Raw genomic sequence first — 17,483 nt, 5'->3', positions numbered from 1 at the left:
CGAAGACAGAGGGCTCAGTTCACAGGGATCAATCCCGCTTCGAGGCCGAAGCGCAGATACTCGTCCAGCGCCTGCCGCAGATTGGCTTCGCGCTGGGCCTGCAGCAGGAAATTCCAGGCGCCCATCTCGGCGCCGTTGTCCGCGCCCTCGCGGATCTCGGCCGCGCAACTGCGGGCCAGTTGGCCATACGACGGTGAGCCGAACGTGGTGGCGGTGAACGACGGAGCGACACGCGCCGCCGCGCGCTTGGCGGCCGCGCCGGTCAGGTCTTGCATGGCCAGATCGGGCTGGCAGCGGTAGCGGCGCGGCGTGACGGACGGCATGGGCACGTGGCAATAGCGCACGCAGCCCTCTTGCCGGCGGTTGATGGCAAGCGTGCCGCCGAACAACGTGTTGGACGCGTCCAGCCGTCCGGCGGCCACGCGCCCGAACAGCGTGCTGGCCAGGATGCGCAGGGCGCTGTCGTCCACATCGACCGCGGCCGCGGCGCTGCCTTGCGCATCGATGAGGCTTGCGTCGATCTCCACCGACGCAAGCGGCGATGCGCAGCGCACGGGCCCGCAGATGCAGCGCGTCAACCGCAGTTCCATTTCGGGCGCGGCGCCCGTGTGACGCACGCCGCCGCGCGCCGGCACCAGCGTGCAGTGGCGCAGCGCAACGGCGCGTAGCGCCCCTTCCAGCCGCAGGCGGCCATCCAGAAGCAGCCCGTCGAGCCGGATGCGGGTGCTGGCGTTGCCGCGCACGCGCCAATCGCCTTGCAGCACGGGACGGCGCAGCGGCGCGGCCTCGATCGACAACCGCGTGTCGGGCAGCACAAGATCGGGGGCCAGGATTTCGGTGCCGTCGTGGTCGATCACGATTCGCACCCGCTGGCCCGCCAGCACCGCGGCCAGCGCCGCCGTCAGCGTGGGCGTGGCCGCCGAGGGCACGCGCAGGAGGGTGTCGAACGCGTTGTCGAACGCGCCAGCCGCGTCATCATTCGCGTCATCGTCATCGGTCGTGCTGCGGGCGTAGGGGCCCGCGCCGATGTCGCCGGGAAAGCCGTAGGCATGGCGCACCTGCACCGATTGCGCGGTGACGCCCGGCGGCAGGGCCAGCCGACCGCGGTGCGGATCCAGGCCCACCAGCACGCCGCCCGCGCCAGGAAAGCTGCGGTCCGGCCGCCCGGGCTTGCGCGACTTGAACAGCAGTGCGGCGTCGGGCCGGCGCCATGCTTCGGGAGCGACGCCGGGGATGGGCGCAAGATTGCAGATCACCAGATGCTCGGCGGAAACCGGCTGGCCGTCCAGCCACACCTGCACGACGGGGCCGGCGGCGCTGTCGGCAAACCAGCCTTGCGGGGGCGCGTCGCCATCGGTCAGGGCCTGGCGGCGCGCTTGCAGTTCCGCATGCAGGTCGCGCCAGGACAGCGGTTCGGGCACGTTGATCGGCTCGGCCAGGTGGTCGATGTCGGTCTCGGTGCGCGGCCGGTTGAAAAGGGGCTGGTCGCGGCCCAGCGGATCGATGGTGTAGAAACCGTCGTGCGTGGTGGCACGCGCCGCATCGCCGCGCTGCACGGTGTACGACTGCAACCGCCACAGAAAGAGCGCGACGTTGGGCAGGTTGTAGCGTCCGGCCGGCAGCGCGCGCACGTGGGCGGTGTGCAGCTCGGCGCCGAAGGGGCCATCCACGCGTTCCATCGCGCGCGAATCGCGCAGGTCGGGCGTGCGCAGCGCATGCGCGCGGGGATGATTGACGTGCTGCGTGGTGGCGACGCGCTCGAAGCACTCGGACACGCGGCTTGGCCAGCCGGTGGCGTTTGCCGCCAATTCTTCCAGCACCAGCGCCGTGCCTTTGCGGCGGCGCAGCCGCAGCGTGTTGGCCACCAGCGCCCGCGGCGAAAAGGCGGCCCCCACGGGATACAGCGCGCGCACGCCGAGCAGGTCGCCCAGATAAGGCACCACCCAGTCTTCGCAGGTTTCGATGAACCAGTTGTCGTAGAGCCGGTCCACGTCGGCGTCCACCAGCGCGCCTTGGCGCGCCAGCACGTCCAGCAGCGCGCGCAGCGGCCCGCCGGCGGCGGCGTCGCGTTCGCGGTAGAACGCCGGCAAGAGGGCCATCAGGGCATCGGCATCCAAGCGGGTGTTCATGTGCGCTCCGACAAGTCGATGCCGGCGGGATCCGGGCGCAGCAGCTCGGCAGGCTGCAGGGCGCCCTGTTGCCAACGCGCGGTGCGCGCCGGTAGCAGGGCGTCCGGACCGTTGCTGCGCCGCGCGCCCGCGCCGTCCAGACCGGCATTGAGCGCCAGTGCGTCCAGATCCACCCACGCGACGCCCGGCACGTCCTGCAAGACGGCAAGCACCTCGGCGCCGTGCACCGGCTGGCCGAACGCCCGCGCGGCAAAGCCGAAGGCATCCAGGACGCGCGCGCGGGCGGCTACCAACACGGCCGCCGCTTCAAAGCGCGGATCGATGCCCAGGCCCGCCCGCAGGCCGAAATCCAGGTAGCGGCACGGCGCCACCTTCAGCGGCTGGTAGGGCGGGCGCGCCGCGTCGATTGCTGCGAGCAGGTTGCGATACAACGCGCCGGCCGGATCCAGCGCGGCGCCATCTTCGCCCGCGACGGTCAGGTGCACGAGCCGTTGCTCGCCGTCCCACTGCCATACCGCCTGCGCCTTGCCGATGCCGGTAAAGGCGGCGGCGAAATCCTCGAAGTCGCGCAGCGACACGATGCGGTCCAGCGTGCGCACCCGCAGCGGCGCATTGCGGCGGGCGGCGTCGCCCGCTTCGGGATCCACGCCGCCGGTCGCGGGCGCGGGGTTGACGACCGCCTTGACGCCAGGCGCGCGCGTGAGCAGCACGCTCAACTGGCCGGGCGCGACGTTGCCTTCGCGGCCCAGGCCCACGCGATAACGCGCCTGGACGTTGCCCGATCCGGACGGCAGACGCGCGCCATGCAGGCCGTCGCCGAACTGCACGGTGGCCCCGCCGCTGTCGTCGACCCGCAGCAGATACGCGCGGTCGTCCGGCGCCAGCTCGGTGATGCGCGGCGCCTCGTCCCACAGCAGGCCGTCCACGCGGACCTCCAGGCTGCTCGCCGCGCCGCTTGCGGTGGGCGCGGGCACGAACGTCAACGGCTTTTGCTGCAGCGTGAACCGCTGGAAGGCGCGGTTGCCGGCGCCGCTGCCCAGCACCTCCGGCTGGATGCGCATCTGGCGGCTGTCGCCGTGGCTGGCGGGCGCGACGTTGGCGTTGATGCGCACCGTGGCGGGCAGATAGGCGTGCGCCAGGTCGGCGTCCAGCACGAGCGTCGTGCGGCCGCCAGCGCTGTCGTTGCGCTGGATGCGCACGATGTCGCTGGCTTCGGCCAACGTGACAGTGGCGCGCGCGCCATCCTCGAATTCCAGGTCGGCGCTTGCGCGGTCGCGCGCCACGCGCACGTTGGCCACGGCGTCGCCGCGCAGCAGCCGCTCGCGCGGCGCAACGTTGGCGGCATCGGTCTCGGTCAGGATAAGGCCCGACACCGCCAGCACGCGGTCTTGCGGCAGGTCGGGCTCGTACGACGCCAGCACCAGCGTGTGGCCTTGCGTCAGCCCCGAGGCCGGCCGCGCGCCCCAGTCCAGCGCGTCGGATTCGCCATAGGCCGTGGTCTCGCGCAGGGCGTCGTTGAACTGCTCGCGCACGCGCTCGCCCCGCAGCGTGAGGCGCGTGGTCGGACCCGCCAGCGCAAAGCCCGTGCGCGCGTCGGGGCCCGCGCCGGCTATGCGGTACAGCTCTTCATAGCCCGGCATCGACAGCACGGCCCAGCCGCCGGCCACCCATTTGGGATAGGAGGCGTCCAGATGCACGCCGTGCACGTCGCCGGGGTACAGGCTGGCCGCGGGTATCGTCTGGCGCGCCACGCCCGGTCCGGACCACGCCAGCGCGAAGGTGGCGTCGCCGCCCGCCTCGTAGTAGTCGATGCGGATGTCATGCTTGCGCCCCGCCGCGAGCCGGGCGCTGGCGCTGTATTCGGTGGGCGACTGTTCGCGCCACTGGTCGATGAGCAGGTTGCCGTCCACCCACAGCCGCACGCCATCGTCGGCCGTGACGTGAAAGGTGTAGCTGCCGCTTTCCGGGGCGCGCACCCAGCCCGTCCAGCGCACGCAGAAGTTGTCCGCGGGCACGCCGTCGCCGGGCCCGCCCGCGCCCCAATGAAAATCCAGTTGCGGATCGGTGCGGGTCATGACCCGCTGGCTGAAGGTGCGGCCGCGGTAATACTCGCCGTACAGCCCGGAGCCGGGACTGTTGCCGCCGGGCGGATCGGATATCTCGGCCAGCGTATAGCCCGGCCATTGCGGAAACTGGCTGAAGGACGGCTTGGCGTCGTCGGCCATGCCCAGGTAAGCGGCGCGCAGCGTGGCGGGCATGGCGCGCCAGTCGGGCGCGTTGTAGCCGAACAGGCGGGCCTGCGCGCGCAGCGCAAAGCAGCGCGGATTGCGCCGGGCGGGCTGCACGAGCGGGGCCGCGCTGCCCAGCCCTCGCTCCAGCGAGATCAGCGTGTAAGCGGGCGCGCCATCTTCGCCGGGGCCGGGCACGTATTCGCGGACCTGTGTCAGGCGGCGGAAATCCCAGTTCTCGTTGCCGGGATCTCGCGCGCGCTCGTCGCCCACGATGAGCACGGCGTCGCCGGCCTTCAGGCGCGTGGCCGCGCCGGCCAGGCACAGCGTGCGCGCGCCAAAGCGCGGGGGCGCCGGTTCCAGCCACGCCAGTTCCAGCGCGTTCCAGGCGGCGCGCGCCTCGACGGCCTGCAGGATTTCAAAGGTCTGCGCGCGTTCGTCCTGCGCGGGCACGCTCTGCGCGCGTGTCCAGGGCTCGATGCGGGCGCGCGGCGGCGCGCCCGGCGCGGTCTCCAGCGAGAACGCCAGCCAGGTCGTCGCTGCCACGCCCGGCCGCAGTTCGTAGCCGATGGCCCGCGCCAGCGACTGCACCGACCGGCGCTCGGTCGCGGTCCGCAGGTAGCCCTCGTTGCCGATCCGCTCCTGATAGAACGCCAGCACGTCCAGCACGGCCGCCCAGGCGTCGAACAGGGCGATGACGGGGTCATCGCGATCGCGCGTCGTCAGCGCCGCCAGGGCCGGCGAGCGCGCCAGGTCCGCCGTCAAACTGGCAAGAAAACGGCCGTGTGTGCCGATGCGCAGGCGCAAGGCGGGCTGGCCGGGCGGATTGGCCAGGTCCGACGGCGTGAGCGCGGGCTGCCCAGCGCAGCAGCCGCAGTCGTCGCGAGTCGTCATGATCCGCCCTCCACGATGAAGTCGATGCGGCCGTTCTCCGGGAAGTTCGGATCGCCGTCGGCGCGCAGCACTTCCAGCGGCGCGGCCAGCAGACGGCCGGTGTCCAGTTCGCCCGCCGGGTCGCGGCCCCAGCGCTGAAAGCGTTCGGCCCGCGCCGACGCCACGCCCGGCACGGCCATGACGGCGCGCATCAGCGCCGACAGCGCCAGCGGCGTGCCGAAGGTGTAGCGGTCGGGATGAAAGAAGCCCGGCCGGCCCGCGCGGTCCAGGCCCGCGGTGAAAGCATCGCGCAGCGCCGCCTTGACGTCCGCGGCGAAGTGGCCGGGCGCGGCGCAGACGCGCACCAGGATGTCCAGCGGCACATGCACCGGGTCCGAAAACTCCAGGTCCTGTCCGGCCAGCCGGAAGCGTTCCATGAAGGCGCGCAGCGTGGCGCGAAACGGCGCATCGACGGCCAGCCCGCCGCGCCGGTCCACGGTCAGGAAGACGGTGTGCCAGCTGCCCGTCCAGCGCAGGCGGGCCGCCGCGCGCTGCACCTGCGGGTGGCGCTGCGCCAGCCGCGCATAGTCGTCGGCGGTGACCGCGCGCTCCTGCACCCGGAAGGCCTCGGGCGCGTTGAGCTTGATCGCATCGGCCGGTTCCGGCGCCGCGCCGCCCTGCGCGGGCAGGGGATTGCGCACGCGCGCCACGCCCAGCATCAGGTCGGGATCGTCGGTGACCAGCGCGCCGATGGCTTCCGCGCCCACGTTGCCTTGCGGACCGCCGCCCAGCCGATAGCGCGCCAGCAGGCGTTCGCCGGGCGCGGGCGCGGCGCCATAGCGGTTGTCGCCAAAGCGCAGCCAGGCCGCGCCGTCGTGTTCCATCTCGACGACGAATTCGCGCGCGTCGCGCGCGCTGGCCAGCAGGCTGCGCTGGGGCGACCACGGCGGGCTGGCCGGCGCAGGCACGTCGCCGGGCTGATCGGCGTCGTCTGCCTGCAGCGACATGCCGCTGGGCAGCGCGCGGCGCGGGTCCTGGGCCAGCGCCGCGCTGGCGGGCAGCGGCCCCGCCACGGCAAGCGCATGCCGGTAGGGCTCGGCGCAGGCCAGGCCGGCATCCGGCAGGCGCGGCCGGTAGGGACGCGCGGCAAACGCATCGCGCGCCGTCGCGGTATCCGGCTGCAACGGCGTCCAATCGCGCTTCAGCCCGTGATCGGCCAGCACCACGTTGCCGCGCGCCACCGATACCGCGCGCTTGACCAGCGCGCCGCCCTCGTCGAACTCCTGGCTCACGCACAGCGGGAACGGCAGCGCATCGTCCGGATGCCAGGCGATCAGCAGCAGGTCGGTGCCGGTCAGGTCGTCGCGGCCGGTGCGCGTTTCGGTCAGGCGCACGGCGTGGCGATGCGTGCGGTCCGCATCGGCCTTGCGGCCCGTCAACGGATCTATCGTCTCTTCGAATACCAGCACGTCGCCGGGCGCAAGCGCCAGCGGCGGATCGTTCACCAGCGCCGCCTGCGTCTGGCCGCGCGGCAGGCAGTACGCCGGGTCGGCGAAGTCATGCAGAAAGATGCGGCTGTGCGCGGTGTGCAACAACAGGTCGTGCAGCGTTTCGAACACTTCGATGCCGGGCGCGGGCAGCCCGTCCAGCGCGTCGCGGCGGCGCACGGGGGCCGCAAGCGCGGCTTCCGGGGAACTGGTCAATAGCGGCGTGCCGGCCGGGATGACCTTGCCTTCGCCCGCCGCGTGGGCTTGGACAGTGACGAAGACCCGCGCGTTGCAGCCGTCATGCAAGGGATAGTCCAAGAGGCGTGCATGACGGCGCAATGAGGTTCGGCGGCGCGCGGTGTCCAGGTACGCTTCGGTGGCGGCGGCGTCCTGCGCGTACGACAGGTGGTCGGCGGCATAGGCCAGCGTTTCCACCAGCGCCACGGTGAAATCCGCGGGATTGCGCTCGGTGAAGTCGGGCATGCTTTGCGACAGGCGGTCCAGCATCAGCCGCCGGAAGCTTTCGTAGTCCTTGGCCAGGTAATCGAGCAGCGGCTCGGACAGCGCGGGCGCATCGCACGCGCGCGTATCGGCGCAGTCGAATTCCGACGGGCATCCGGCCTTGAAGTTGATCTCGATGGTGGACAGGCACAGGTCAAAGCCCGGCGCGGGCGCGTCGGGATCGGCGGGGTTCACCAGCGCCAGCGTGTACCACGAGAAGTCGCCGGCCTTGTCCACGCTCAGCCGGATCTCGTTGCCCGACAGCACCGGGTCCGCCGCCAGCGCAATGCCGCGGATGCGCGTGCCGCCTTCGATGCGCACGTGGGCGCGGCCGATGCCCGACACCGGATGCACGCACACCACGCGCAGCGTGCGCTGATCGGCCGCATCGATCTCGACGAAGGCGATGCCGTTGTCGCCGGGCGGCTGCTGGGTGCGCAGCAGTTGCAGGCGGCGGGGATTGGCGCTGCGGAACTGGCGGTTCATGGCACGTCCCGGGTAAAGCGCGCCAGCCGCCGTTGCTGGCCCTGGCGCAGCACGTACTGCACGTCCACCTGCAGGGTGGCATCGCGATGCGCGACGTTGACGGACTCCACCGCGATGTGCTCGCCCAGCCACTGCTGCAGTGCGCCCTGCACGCTCATCTGCACGGCGGCGGCCAGCGTGTCGCTGTTGGGCGCGAACACCAGTTGCAGCAGACCGCAGCCGAAGTCCGGCCGGTTGACGCGTTCGCCGGGCACCGTGAACAGCACCTGTTCGATCATGTCGCGCACGTGCTCGGCGTCATCGGCATCGCGGCTGCGGCCGCGCGCGTCGGGTTCGAACGGAAAGCGCAGGATGGCCATGGCGGTGCGCCTTACATGCCCACGACGCGCGCCTGCGCCTGCAGCGCCAGCATGGGCGTGCCGGTGGGCGTGCAGATCGACGCGCCGACCTGCAGCGCGGCCGGCTGTCCGCCGATCAGCACACGCGTCGCGCCGCTTAACCACATGCCGGTGACGCAGGGGCCGTTGCCCGAGGGCGGGGGCGGAAACGCGCAGCCCGCGATCGAATACGTCGACAGGACGGTCACGGCCGGCTGGCCCGACAACAGCACGCGCGGGTTGGGCGACAGGGGAACGGCCTGGCCGCCGTGCGAACACTGCACGGTGGCGCCTAGATGCAGCAAGGGTCCGGGCATGGCTGCGCCTCCTGTGATTCAAAGTCAGGTCACCGTCAGGGCGCCCTGGTTGATGTTGACGGCCGGACCGGCAAGCATCACGGTCGCGCCCTGGCCGTTGGACAGCGTGATGCCCACGTCGCTGATCGAGATCATCGCGCCGGTCTTGGTCTTGAGCAGGATGCCGCCCGTGGGGCCGGGCAGGTCGGAAATCATCAGCGTGTTCTGTCCACCCGTCTGCAGCACGATGCTGGGCGACACGGGGAGCCCCGCCAGCGCCAGCGCGGGCACTTCGGCCGCCGACCCCCAGAATCCGCCGACCCAGATCGGGTAGTCGGGCTTGCCTTGTTCGAACTCCACCCACACTCCCGAACTGACCTGCGGCACCACGAAGACGCCGCTCTGCTGGCCGGCGAACGGCACGCAGGGCATGGCCCAGCTTGAGACGCCCAGACCCAGCACGTCGGGCACCTGCACCTGGATGCGGCCCATCTGCATGGGATCGACGTTGTTGATCACCACGCCGCGGAATTTGCCGTAGTGGCGTTGGGGGTCTGTCATGGCGGCACCAGGGGCAGGGTCGAGATCAGGCCGTTGCGGGCCAGCGAGAATTGCTGGCGGAACTCGCCCGCCTTGAGCGTGCTGTCCACCCGCTTGACGTAGTACAGGCCGTCGAACGCCAGGCCCGCGCCACGCACGCCCACAAGCTGGCGCGACTTGAGCACGTGGCCGTAGCGCAGCACGTTCAGCGAACCATCGGCGGTGACCGCGTCGGCGGTCGTGCCGGCGGCCATGGCCAGGCCGCGTCCCAGCGCGGCGGCCGGCGACAGCTTGGCCGTGTCCTTGAGCAGCGTCAGCCCCTTGGCCAGCGGCGGCAAAAGACCCAGCGGCGGGCTGGCCAGGCTGATGTCGGGCACGGGCAGGGGAATCGGGAATTTGGTCAGGGGGTTCTGGATGAAAATGACGGGCAGCGCGGCGTCCGACTGGTTCACCGAGAACGACAGCGACTCGACATTGCTGTGCACGTCCATGCCCAGGTTAAGCGCTGGCTGCACCGGCCCCAGCCGGATTTCGGGTCCCCAGTACGCCACGTTGGCGCCGGGCAGCGGCCCGGGTTCGATGTAGAACACGTGGCCGACTTCCGCGGCCAGCTGGCGCAAGTAGGCCAGGTCCGTGCCTTCATGCAGGGGAATGCGTTCGACGGGGATCGGCACATCGGTGAACGGCGACGGCACGACGAGCGGCAGCATGCCGTACAGCGCGTAGCGGCCGATGATGGCCGCGACACGCGCGGGCGGCGGCATCGCGGGGTAGGGCAGGCCGCTCATGTCCTGCTTGTCCATCGCCACCGTCAGGTCCTCGCCCGTGACGGTCAGGCGCGATTGGCCGGGGGCGTTGCCGTCCGTGATTTCCTGGCGCGTGACCAGCCCGTCCATCAGCACGGTGGGCAGCCCGTTCAGCGTGGCGATCAGGATGACACGCAGCCACGGCACCTGGCCGCCCGCGATCACCAGCAGCGTGTGCAGCGGCGAGCGGTTGCTGACGGTGAACGAGAGCTGAAAGCCCCCGGGGCCGTCCGCGGACGACGACACCTCGACGCGCTCCAGGCCGTCCATGATGGGCCGCGGCGCGGGGACGGGCAGGCCGGGCCCCACCAGCAGCGTCAGGTGCACGCCGCTAAGCATCGCCGCCTCCGAATTGGCCATTGAATGGCGCGCCCAGCGCGGCGGGCAGCGTCACGCGCAGGCTTCGGCCGGGCGTCTCCAGCGCGGCCGGGCGCGGCGCGTCGTTGCCGTCCGCCAGACGCCAGAACTGCAGCGGATCGCCCAGCGCCGCCGCGGCCAGCCGGTCCAGCCGGTCGCCGGGGGCGACGGCCATCTCGCCGACCGCGGTAAGCGCCGCCGGGTCCGGCAGGAAGCGGCGGCGCAGGTAGACGAGCGGCCGGCCGTCGGGCCCCGGCATTTCAGCCGTGGGCACGCCGTGATAGCGGCTGTTGGCGGGAAAGCGTTCCACGCTCATGGCAGGGACTCCAGTCCGACGGAGCCCAGGTCGCCCAGCCCCGCCAGCGCGGCCAGCCGCTCCTTGCGCTGCTGATACACCAGGTACAGATGGCCGCCCTTGTCGCCGAAGCCCAGGTCGCCGACATGCAGCACGCGCAGGCCCAGCGAGACCTTGGCGCGGATCGGATTCAGGCGCGCGTCGAAGGCCTCTTCGGTGATCGAGAAATCGGTCACGCGCACCGGCACCACGCGCTCGCGGCTCCAGACGAAGAGGCTCAGCGGCGCGACCGTGGGCGCGATTTCCAGCGTGCCCAGATTCGCGATCTGGTTGTTGCGGATGAGCGCGGCGCTGTCCGGGTAGACGATGGTTTCCAGCGCCGCCAGCTGCGCGTGGATGCCGGTGTCGCGCGCGTCGCGGTGTTCGTCCGGAAACTCCAGCTGGTCAGTCGCGTCCAGCTCGGCGTCCAGCCGGATCGTCTCGGCCGGCGGCCCCTTGAGCCGCAGCGGTTCGCCCGCCGCGCCGCCGTCGTCCACGCTTTGCGGCTGCAGCGATCGCGTCAGCGTCTCGGGGTTGTACTGCAGCGAAATCACGCGCTGCACCGCCCCGCTGGACGGATCGATCAGGATGATGCCGCCGCGCAGCAGGCGGGGCGAAAGCGGTCCGCTCATGGGTAGGCCTGCGGCTCGGCGGCGTTGCGCACGGCGGTGATGCGCTGCGCGCCCACCAGCGATTCGGGCCAGTTGCGCGCCGCGCTGAACAGATCCGGGCGGTAGTCGAACTCCAGCACGAAGCGCGATACCGGCACGCGCGCCACGCAATCGATCTCGACGGCGCGCAGTTTGCCCGGCGGCTCGTCGACCATGGTGACGTCGGCATAGCGCGTCTGGCACAGGTCGAGCACCTCTCCCACGGTCTTGCCAATCCAGTCTTGCATGACGGCTCCTAGATGAGGCTCATGTTCTTGGGGACCGCGCTGGCGGCGTCGGGCCGGCAGGCGCGGTAAAAGCAGACGCCGCAACCGTCGATCGATGCCCGCACGGCGGTCTCGACCTTGGCCTGGAACGTGCCGGTGGCGGCGGCAAAGGCGTCGTTCCAGCGTGTCTTGAAATCGACGTTGCGCTTGCGGCAGTCGTACACCGCTTCGTAGTCCTGGATGTTCAGCGCGTAGTGGCAGCTACCCGCCCCGATGTACTTGACCCAACCCTGATTGCCAGCCATGAAGTTGGCCACGTCCGCGCCGGAAAACGCCACGCCCAGCTTGGATCCTTCCGAGCTGCTGTAGGGATGGGTGTGGTACGTGCCGAGGGTGTAGTCGCCTTTTTTCTCGGCGGGCAGGCTGATGCTGCCGCCGCCGCCCGAGCCCGTGCGGATGACGCGCTTGCCGTCCTTGTCGGACACGATGCGGCCGCCGTGCTCCTGCACGGTGTCGCCGCCGTGCCCGGACTTGGACCAGGCCTCGTTGACCGCGTCGTACACGTCGTCCGGCATGGTGTGCGTGCCGGGGCATTTGCGTGCTTCGGCCTCGGCCACGCGCAGGTCGCCCATGCCGGCGCGCTGCACGGTTTGCGCCAGACCTGGCGCGGCGATGGGCTGGGACAGGCTGTGCGCCGCGCGGTCGGCCTGCGCTTCAAGCGGCGAGTTGGCAGCGCCCAGTTCCAGCGGCAGCCCGGGGCGGTAGCGCCCCTGCTGCTGCACCACGTGCGCCAGTTCATGCGCCAGCAGCTCGCGGCCCTGCCGCGTGCGCGGGGCATAGCGTCCGGCGCCGAAGGCGACGTGCGGGCCGACGGTGTAGGCCTGGGCATGCAGCGCGCGCGCCGAGTCCGCGGCCCGGGCGTCGGCGTGGATGCGCACGCGGCCGAAGTCGTGGCCGTAGCGCTGCTCGAATTCCGCGCGGTCGGCGGCGGCCAGCGGCTCGCCGGGGCTGCGCAGCACGTCCTCGACCTGATCGGGCACCGCCGTCTTCGCGCGCCCGCCCAGCGGCAAGGCCGTGCAGCCGGACTTGCCGCCGCTCTTGCCGCCGCACCCGCAGGCGCAGCGGCGCAGCACCAGGCGCGAGCGCGGCGGCGCGGTGTCAGGTTGCGGCGTGAACAAAGCCGTTCGCATGGCCAGGCTCAATGCTTGAGGTGGAATGTGTCGGCGATGGCGCGCCCCGCTTGCGCGCCGGCCTGCTCCGGCTGCGGGCCGTCCGCCACGGTGCGCACCTGATCGGCGCTGCCATCGGCGGCGGCGCCGTTGTGCTGCGCGGCGCGCCGCACCAGTTCGTGCACCAGCGCGGCCACGAACGCATTGCGCTGGGCGGCATCGTGGCTGGGCAGGCTGAGCGCGCGGATATGCAGATGGATTGCGGATTTCATGGCCATCCCCTTGTTTCGGCGTCGGCCAGGGGCCGTTCGCGTTTGGCGGCTTCGGCATGCGCGGCTTGCAGCACGTGAGCCATGGTGACATCGGAGCCGGCGTCGGCGGCCAGGAAGGCCGCGTTCAGCGCGACGTTGCGGATGCTGCCGCCCGTCAGGTTCAGCCGCGCCAGCTGGCGCGGATCGAGGTCGCGGGTGGGCGTGGCGGCCGGGAACACGCCGCGCCAGATGCGCGCGCGCTGGTCCTGGTCGGGAAACGGAAACTGCACGACAAAGCGCAGCCGCCGCAGGAATGCGCTGTCCAGGTTGGACTTCAGGTTGGTGGTCAGCACCGCCAGGCCGCGGTAGGACTCCATGCGTTGCAGCAGGTAGCTGATCTCGATGTTGGCGTAGCGGTCGTGGCTGTCCTTGACCTCCGACCGCTTGCCGAACAGCGCGTCGGCTTCGTCAAAGAGCAGGATCGCGCCGCCGTCCTCGGCGGCCTCGAACAGGCGCCGCAGGTTCTTTTCGGTTTCGCCGATGTACTTGCTGACGACGGCGGACAGGTCGATGCGGTACAGGTCCAGTCCCGTCTCGCGCGCCAGCGCTTCGGCGGCCATGGTCTTGCCGGTGCCGCTTTCGCCGGTAAAGAGGGTGGCAAGGCCCAGGCCGCGCGACTGCGCGGCGGCAAATCCCCAATCCTGGTGGACGCGGTAGCGCTGGCGCAGATGCGCCGCGATCTGGCGCAATACCGCCAACTGCGGCTCGGGCAGCACCAGGTCGTTCCAGCCTGCCGCGGGCGTCAGGCGCTGCGCCAATCCGTCCAGCCGGCGGCGGCTGGCCTGCGCACAACCCTGCCACAGCACGGCGGCCGGATCGGCGCCGTCCGCCAGCAGCGCGGGCGCGAGCGCCGCGGCGGTGAGCTGCAAGGTCCGCGAGTCCAGTCCAAACTGGCTGGCGGCATGGTCCACCGCCTGGCCCGCACGCGCGGCTGCCTGCGGACCCAATGCCTGCCGCCACAAGGTTCGGCGGTCCGCCTCCTGCGGCCGGGTCACGGGGTAGTGACGCGACGCCGCGCGCAAGGCGACCGGCTCGCGCACCCCCACCAGGCACAGGCCGCCGGCCTGTTCCACTAGATGGCGCGCCGCGGGCGGCAAGCCGTCGGTCGCATCGACATACAGGCCGGCGTCCAGCAGCACGGCCTCGCGCTGCCAGAGCGTCAGCATGGCGTTGCGCTCGGCCGCGTCCGCCGGCACGTCTTCGGCGGCCAGCGCCAGGCACGCCAGCCCGGCGGCATGCGCGGCGCGCGCCGCCACGTCCTCGTGCGCGCCGGCATCGTCGCCTTCCAGCATGAACACCGGCAATGGCGTGCCTTGCGCGGCGGACACCTGCGCGGCGATCTGCTGCGCTGCGTCCTCGTGCGCGGGCGCGGCGTGGGGCAGGGGCAGCGCTGGACGCAACAGCGGGCGAAGGCGCGCGTCGGGTTCGTTCAACCCGGCCAGGTAGTGCAGCACGCGTTCGTCGATGCGCAACCGCGCCGTGCTCAAGTCGGCGGTGTCGTCCACGTCCAGCAGACGCCAGCGGCGCAGCGGGCGTTGCGGCGACAGCGCGCTCCAGTGCGCGCCTTCAAGCTCGGCCAGCGCCAGCGCGAAGCTGGCGTGGCGCTGGCCGCCGCTGCGGCCGTTGGCGTGGGCGCAAAGGTCCGCCAGCACCGCGTCCATCTCGATGCCGGCGCACAACAGCAGCAGGTCGCGCTCGAACGCCGACAGGCCGAAGATGGCCGTCAGCTGGTCGATGGCCGCGTCGCCGTCCATGGCGGCGCGCGCCTGGGCCAGCTGTTGCGCGCCGTGCCGGGGCGGCCGGCTGCCGGGCTTGCGCAGCCGGGTGCGCAGCCGCGTGAACTCCGCGGCCAGCAATTGCTGGTTGGCTTCGGTCCAGCCGATGGGCGCGCGCGCGTTCATGGCAGCTCGATCTGGCGGTCAAGGTAGCGGACGGGAACCGACTCGCGGTCCACCAGCGGGCTTTCGATGCCGTCCACCCGCAGTCGCGCCAGAAACCGCGTACCTGCTGGCGGAGCGTCACGCCATTCGAAGATGAGCGCACTGGCGGGCGCGGCGGCGGGTTCGGCGGGCAGTTCCCGGTCTCCCAACAGCAGGCTGGCGGCCTGGCCGGGCAAGAGCGGGGGCGCGATGCCCAGCGTCATGCGTACCGTGCCGCCGTTGCGCGTGGCCGAGGCCGGCGGCAGCACGGGTTCGGGCGCCAGCACCAGCGCAAGCTGATTGCTGTCGCGCGGGAGGCCGGTATCGGCGGCCTGCACGTGGGCATGCACGCGGTACAGGCCGACAGGCAGGTCCGCCGGCATCGTCAGCCGCAGCCAGGTATCCGTGCCGGCCTCGACGGGCACGTCGCGCTCGGCGTCCAGCGTGGCGTGGCGCAGCGTCACCCGTCGCGCCAGGCCGTCCAGATGATGCCCCACGAGCGTCACGGATCCGCCGGGCACGGCAACCGGTTGCCTGCCCGCCGGTTGCACGGACAAGAGCGTGGGCAGCGGGGGCGTCAGGCCGGGAAAGACCAGCACGCCCCGGTCGCGCGGCGTGCCGGGGATGGCCTCGCCGCGGGTCAGCACGGGCAGGGCGCCGCGCGCGGGCCGGCGCGATTCGATCAGCACCACCGACACCTGGAATGCCGCGGTCGGCCGGTAGTGGGCCTGTAGCGCGGACCACAGGCGCGACATCTCTTCGGCGCCCAGCGCCGCGGGCGTGATCTTCAACAGTTCGATCTGGCTGGCCAGGTCCGCGCCGCGCAGGCTCTGGTACACCGTGGGCAGGATGGCGCCGTCGACCACGTCCGGATCCAGCGCGCGGCGCACGGCCTCGCGCGGCAGCACGGCCGACTCATGCAGCAGTTGCAGCGCGTAGCCCAGCAGCACTTCGGCCTGCAGCTCGGCGCGGCCATAGGCCGTCAGCAGATAGTGCAGGTCCAGGGCCAGCGGCGGATTGGCGATGCGGCCGCCGGCGGCATCGCGCGACGGCAGCGCCGCATTGCGCCACGCGGCGTTGGGTGTGACCTGATGCAGGAACAGGTTCAGCTGCGGGTCTTCCTGGTTGTCCAGCGACACGGCGTCGGGGGCCAGCGCTGACACCTTGACGCCCGCGCCCAGCGTGTCCGTCACGGCGTGGTCGATCATGCCCGAGTCGAGCAGGTCCTTGATGACGGCAGTGACCGCCGCGATGGCCAGCGCGTTGCTCATGGCAGCCCCGCGCGCCGCGCGGCCAGGTAGTCGCGCAACGAGAGCGCGGACGATCGCGCAGCAGCCGCGGCGCGCGGCGGCGGCGGGGGCGCGACCTCAAGGCGGTCGATGGTGATGTGTACGTCGGGCGCGGACGATTGCGCGGCGGGACGAGACGCTGGTGATGCGGCGTCGCGCCGTGCGGCAGGGAAGGGCAGCGATTCTGCGGCGGCCGTATTGGGGGCGGCCGTATTGAGGGCGCCCGGTGCGTGGGTGGCATCGGTGACCGCCTGCGCCGCGAACACCGGTGTTGCGGACTCGGCGCGATCGGGCGGCGCCACGCTTGCGGAAACGGGCCGCTGTGCCTCAAGGGAGATTGAATCCTGATCGCCCGGATCGGGCAGGAGCGGGTTGCGTAATGGCGGGGGCGCCGCGTCCGTGCGCTGCGGCGCGCCGGACGTTCGCATACCGGCATCGGTTACTGGCGCGTTCGCAATGAAGTGCCTCTGCGGCATCGCCGCTTCGCGTCCGGTGGCGTGTGCATGCACGTTCGCCGCCTCGTCGGCATCTCCCAGTGCGTTGAAAACCGCCCCTTGGGTAAACCGCTGCCCCAGACGGTTCCCGGTGTCCGCCAAGCCATTGCCGGCCTGCGCGGCCGAATCGTGCCCGGCAAGGTGACCGTCCTGATCCTGCGCGTCGGCGCGCAACGGATCCCGCGGCACGACGCCATGCAGCGCCGCCGCCAGCGGCGAAGGCGCGCTGCGCAGACGCGGGGCGGTGCCCAGGCTGCGGCTGGCCAGCTGGCGCAGGAATCCGCTCATGGCATGGCCTCGCTGTCAGCCATCGCCAGGTAGGCGGCGCGCCGGGCCGCGCCCAGCGCCAGCACCTGCGGCTCGGTCCAGCCGTAGGCGCGCGCCAGGCGATGCACGTCCCGCAACAGGCCGCGCGCGCACAGGCTGATGTCGTCCCACAGGCAGATGTCGGCATCCAACGCCGCCGTCCAGGCGTGGGCGCAGTCGGCGCAGCGCAATGACAGCTCGATGTTGGCGGCGGGGTCCAGCGCCTCCATGCGCGCCTCAATGTCGTCCAGCGCCGCGCCTTGCGGCAGGCTGGCCTCGGGCGGTGCGCCGACGCGGCACGCGCGCAGCAACAGGGCGAGCGCGGCTTCGCTGTCGGCAGCCATCGCCGCGTGCGCCTGGTCCCGGCTGCTGGGCAGGCGCCAGGCGGCGCCGTGCGCGTCGAACATGGGTTCGGCGGACCCGCGTTCTGGCGGCGCGGGAAGTGTCTCGATCAGCGCGGCCAGATCCAGGTCGAACGCCATCGCCGCGCCGCACGCCGGGCAATCGGCGCAGGCCGGCAGCCGCGCGCCGAATGTCGCGCGCCGCAGGCGCAGCAGTGCCAGCGTCCGCCATCCGACCGGCCGTGACGCCACCTCCTCGCCGGGCATCGCCACGGCCAGCGCGCGCAGGCCACGATCTATCGGGTGGCGGTCACGGCCTGCCTCCCACAGCGCAAGAATCTGCGATTCGATCAGGGCGTTCAT

The 17,483-nt window shown here is 71.9% G+C and carries 16 protein-coding genes; all 16 read right to left on the bottom strand.

Features of this window, described 5'->3' with window-relative positions:
* Positions 1-14 precede the first annotated feature (14 nt).
* Genes LN047_RS23180 through LN047_RS23105 form a run of 16 tightly spaced genes read right to left on the bottom strand, consistent with a single transcriptional unit; the run spans position 15 to position 17,483 of the window.
* Positions 15-2,129, bottom strand: a complete 2,115-nt coding sequence (locus tag LN047_RS23180; protein WP_373980304.1) for a phage tail protein — start codon at positions 2,127-2,129, stop codon at positions 15-17.
* Positions 2,126-5,251: a putative baseplate assembly protein gene (locus LN047_RS23175; protein ID WP_373980303.1), complete on the bottom strand. Its 3,126-nt coding sequence runs from the start codon at positions 5,249-5,251 to the stop codon at positions 2,126-2,128. The genes LN047_RS23180 and LN047_RS23175 overlap by 4 nt, the downstream gene beginning before the upstream one ends.
* A complete protein-coding gene (locus LN047_RS23170) occupies positions 5,248-7,704 on the bottom strand; it encodes a putative baseplate assembly protein (protein WP_373980302.1) in 2,457 nt (818 codons plus the stop codon). The genes LN047_RS23175 and LN047_RS23170 overlap by 4 nt, the downstream gene beginning before the upstream one ends.
* The gene (locus tag LN047_RS23165; RefSeq protein WP_373980301.1) at positions 7,701-8,063 is read right to left on the bottom strand and encodes a GPW/gp25 family protein; all 363 of its coding nucleotides are present in this window, start codon (positions 8,061-8,063) and stop codon (positions 7,701-7,703) included. Before LN047_RS23165 ends, LN047_RS23170 begins: the two co-directional genes overlap by 4 nt.
* An 11-nt stretch (positions 8,064-8,074) precedes the next feature.
* Complete coding sequence (locus LN047_RS23160) at positions 8,075-8,398, bottom strand: hypothetical protein (protein WP_373980300.1); 324 nt, start codon at positions 8,396-8,398, stop codon at positions 8,075-8,077.
* Positions 8,399-8,422: 24 nt separating this feature from the next.
* Positions 8,423-8,938, bottom strand: coding sequence for a phage baseplate assembly protein V (locus LN047_RS23155; protein ID WP_056326117.1), 516 nt, complete (start codon positions 8,936-8,938; stop codon positions 8,423-8,425).
* On the bottom strand, positions 8,935-10,083 hold the full coding sequence (locus LN047_RS23150) for a hypothetical protein (protein WP_373980299.1): 1,149 nt from the start codon (positions 10,081-10,083) through the stop codon (positions 8,935-8,937). Before LN047_RS23150 ends, LN047_RS23155 begins: the two co-directional genes overlap by 4 nt.
* The gene (locus LN047_RS23145; RefSeq protein ID WP_373980298.1) at positions 10,055-10,396 is read right to left on the bottom strand and encodes a LysM domain-containing protein; all 342 of its coding nucleotides are present in this window, start codon (positions 10,394-10,396) and stop codon (positions 10,055-10,057) included. The genes LN047_RS23150 and LN047_RS23145 overlap by 29 nt, the downstream gene beginning before the upstream one ends.
* On the bottom strand, positions 10,393-11,046 hold the full coding sequence (locus LN047_RS23140) for a hypothetical protein (RefSeq protein WP_056326125.1): 654 nt from the start codon (positions 11,044-11,046) through the stop codon (positions 10,393-10,395). The genes LN047_RS23145 and LN047_RS23140 overlap by 4 nt, the downstream gene beginning before the upstream one ends.
* Entirely contained in the window at positions 11,043-11,312 is a 270-nt protein-coding gene (locus LN047_RS23135) for a hypothetical protein (protein WP_056326128.1), read from the bottom strand. Before LN047_RS23135 ends, LN047_RS23140 begins: the two co-directional genes overlap by 4 nt.
* A gap of 8 nt (positions 11,313-11,320) precedes the next feature.
* Positions 11,321-12,481, bottom strand: a complete 1,161-nt coding sequence (locus tag LN047_RS23130; RefSeq protein ID WP_373980297.1) for a DUF4157 domain-containing protein — start codon at positions 12,479-12,481, stop codon at positions 11,321-11,323.
* An 8-nt stretch (positions 12,482-12,489) separates the two neighbouring features.
* Positions 12,490-12,732: a hypothetical protein gene (locus LN047_RS23125; protein ID WP_142053526.1), complete on the bottom strand. Its 243-nt coding sequence runs from the start codon at positions 12,730-12,732 to the stop codon at positions 12,490-12,492.
* Positions 12,729-14,672: an ATP-binding protein gene (locus LN047_RS23120; protein ID WP_373980296.1), complete on the bottom strand. Its 1,944-nt coding sequence runs from the start codon at positions 14,670-14,672 to the stop codon at positions 12,729-12,731. Before LN047_RS23120 ends, LN047_RS23125 begins: the two co-directional genes overlap by 4 nt.
* Positions 14,669-15,961 carry a DUF4255 domain-containing protein gene (locus LN047_RS23115; protein WP_373980295.1) on the bottom strand — a complete coding sequence of 431 codons (1,293 nt, stop codon included), beginning with the start codon at positions 15,959-15,961 and terminating at the stop codon, positions 14,669-14,671. Before LN047_RS23115 ends, LN047_RS23120 begins: the two co-directional genes overlap by 4 nt.
* Entirely contained in the window at positions 15,958-16,761 is an 804-nt protein-coding gene (locus tag LN047_RS23110; RefSeq protein ID WP_373980294.1) for a hypothetical protein, read from the bottom strand. The genes LN047_RS23115 and LN047_RS23110 overlap by 4 nt, the downstream gene beginning before the upstream one ends.
* Entirely contained in the window at positions 16,758-17,483 is a 726-nt protein-coding gene (locus LN047_RS23105; RefSeq protein ID WP_373980293.1) for a hypothetical protein, read from the bottom strand. The genes LN047_RS23110 and LN047_RS23105 overlap by 4 nt, the downstream gene beginning before the upstream one ends.

This window comes from Achromobacter sp. JD417 (assembly GCF_041879325.1).
GTDB lineage: Bacteria > Pseudomonadota > Gammaproteobacteria > Burkholderiales > Burkholderiaceae_B > Achromobacter > Achromobacter mucicolens.
Note: the sequence above shows the minus strand (reverse complement) of the source record. Positions and strands in the feature narration are given on the sequence as shown.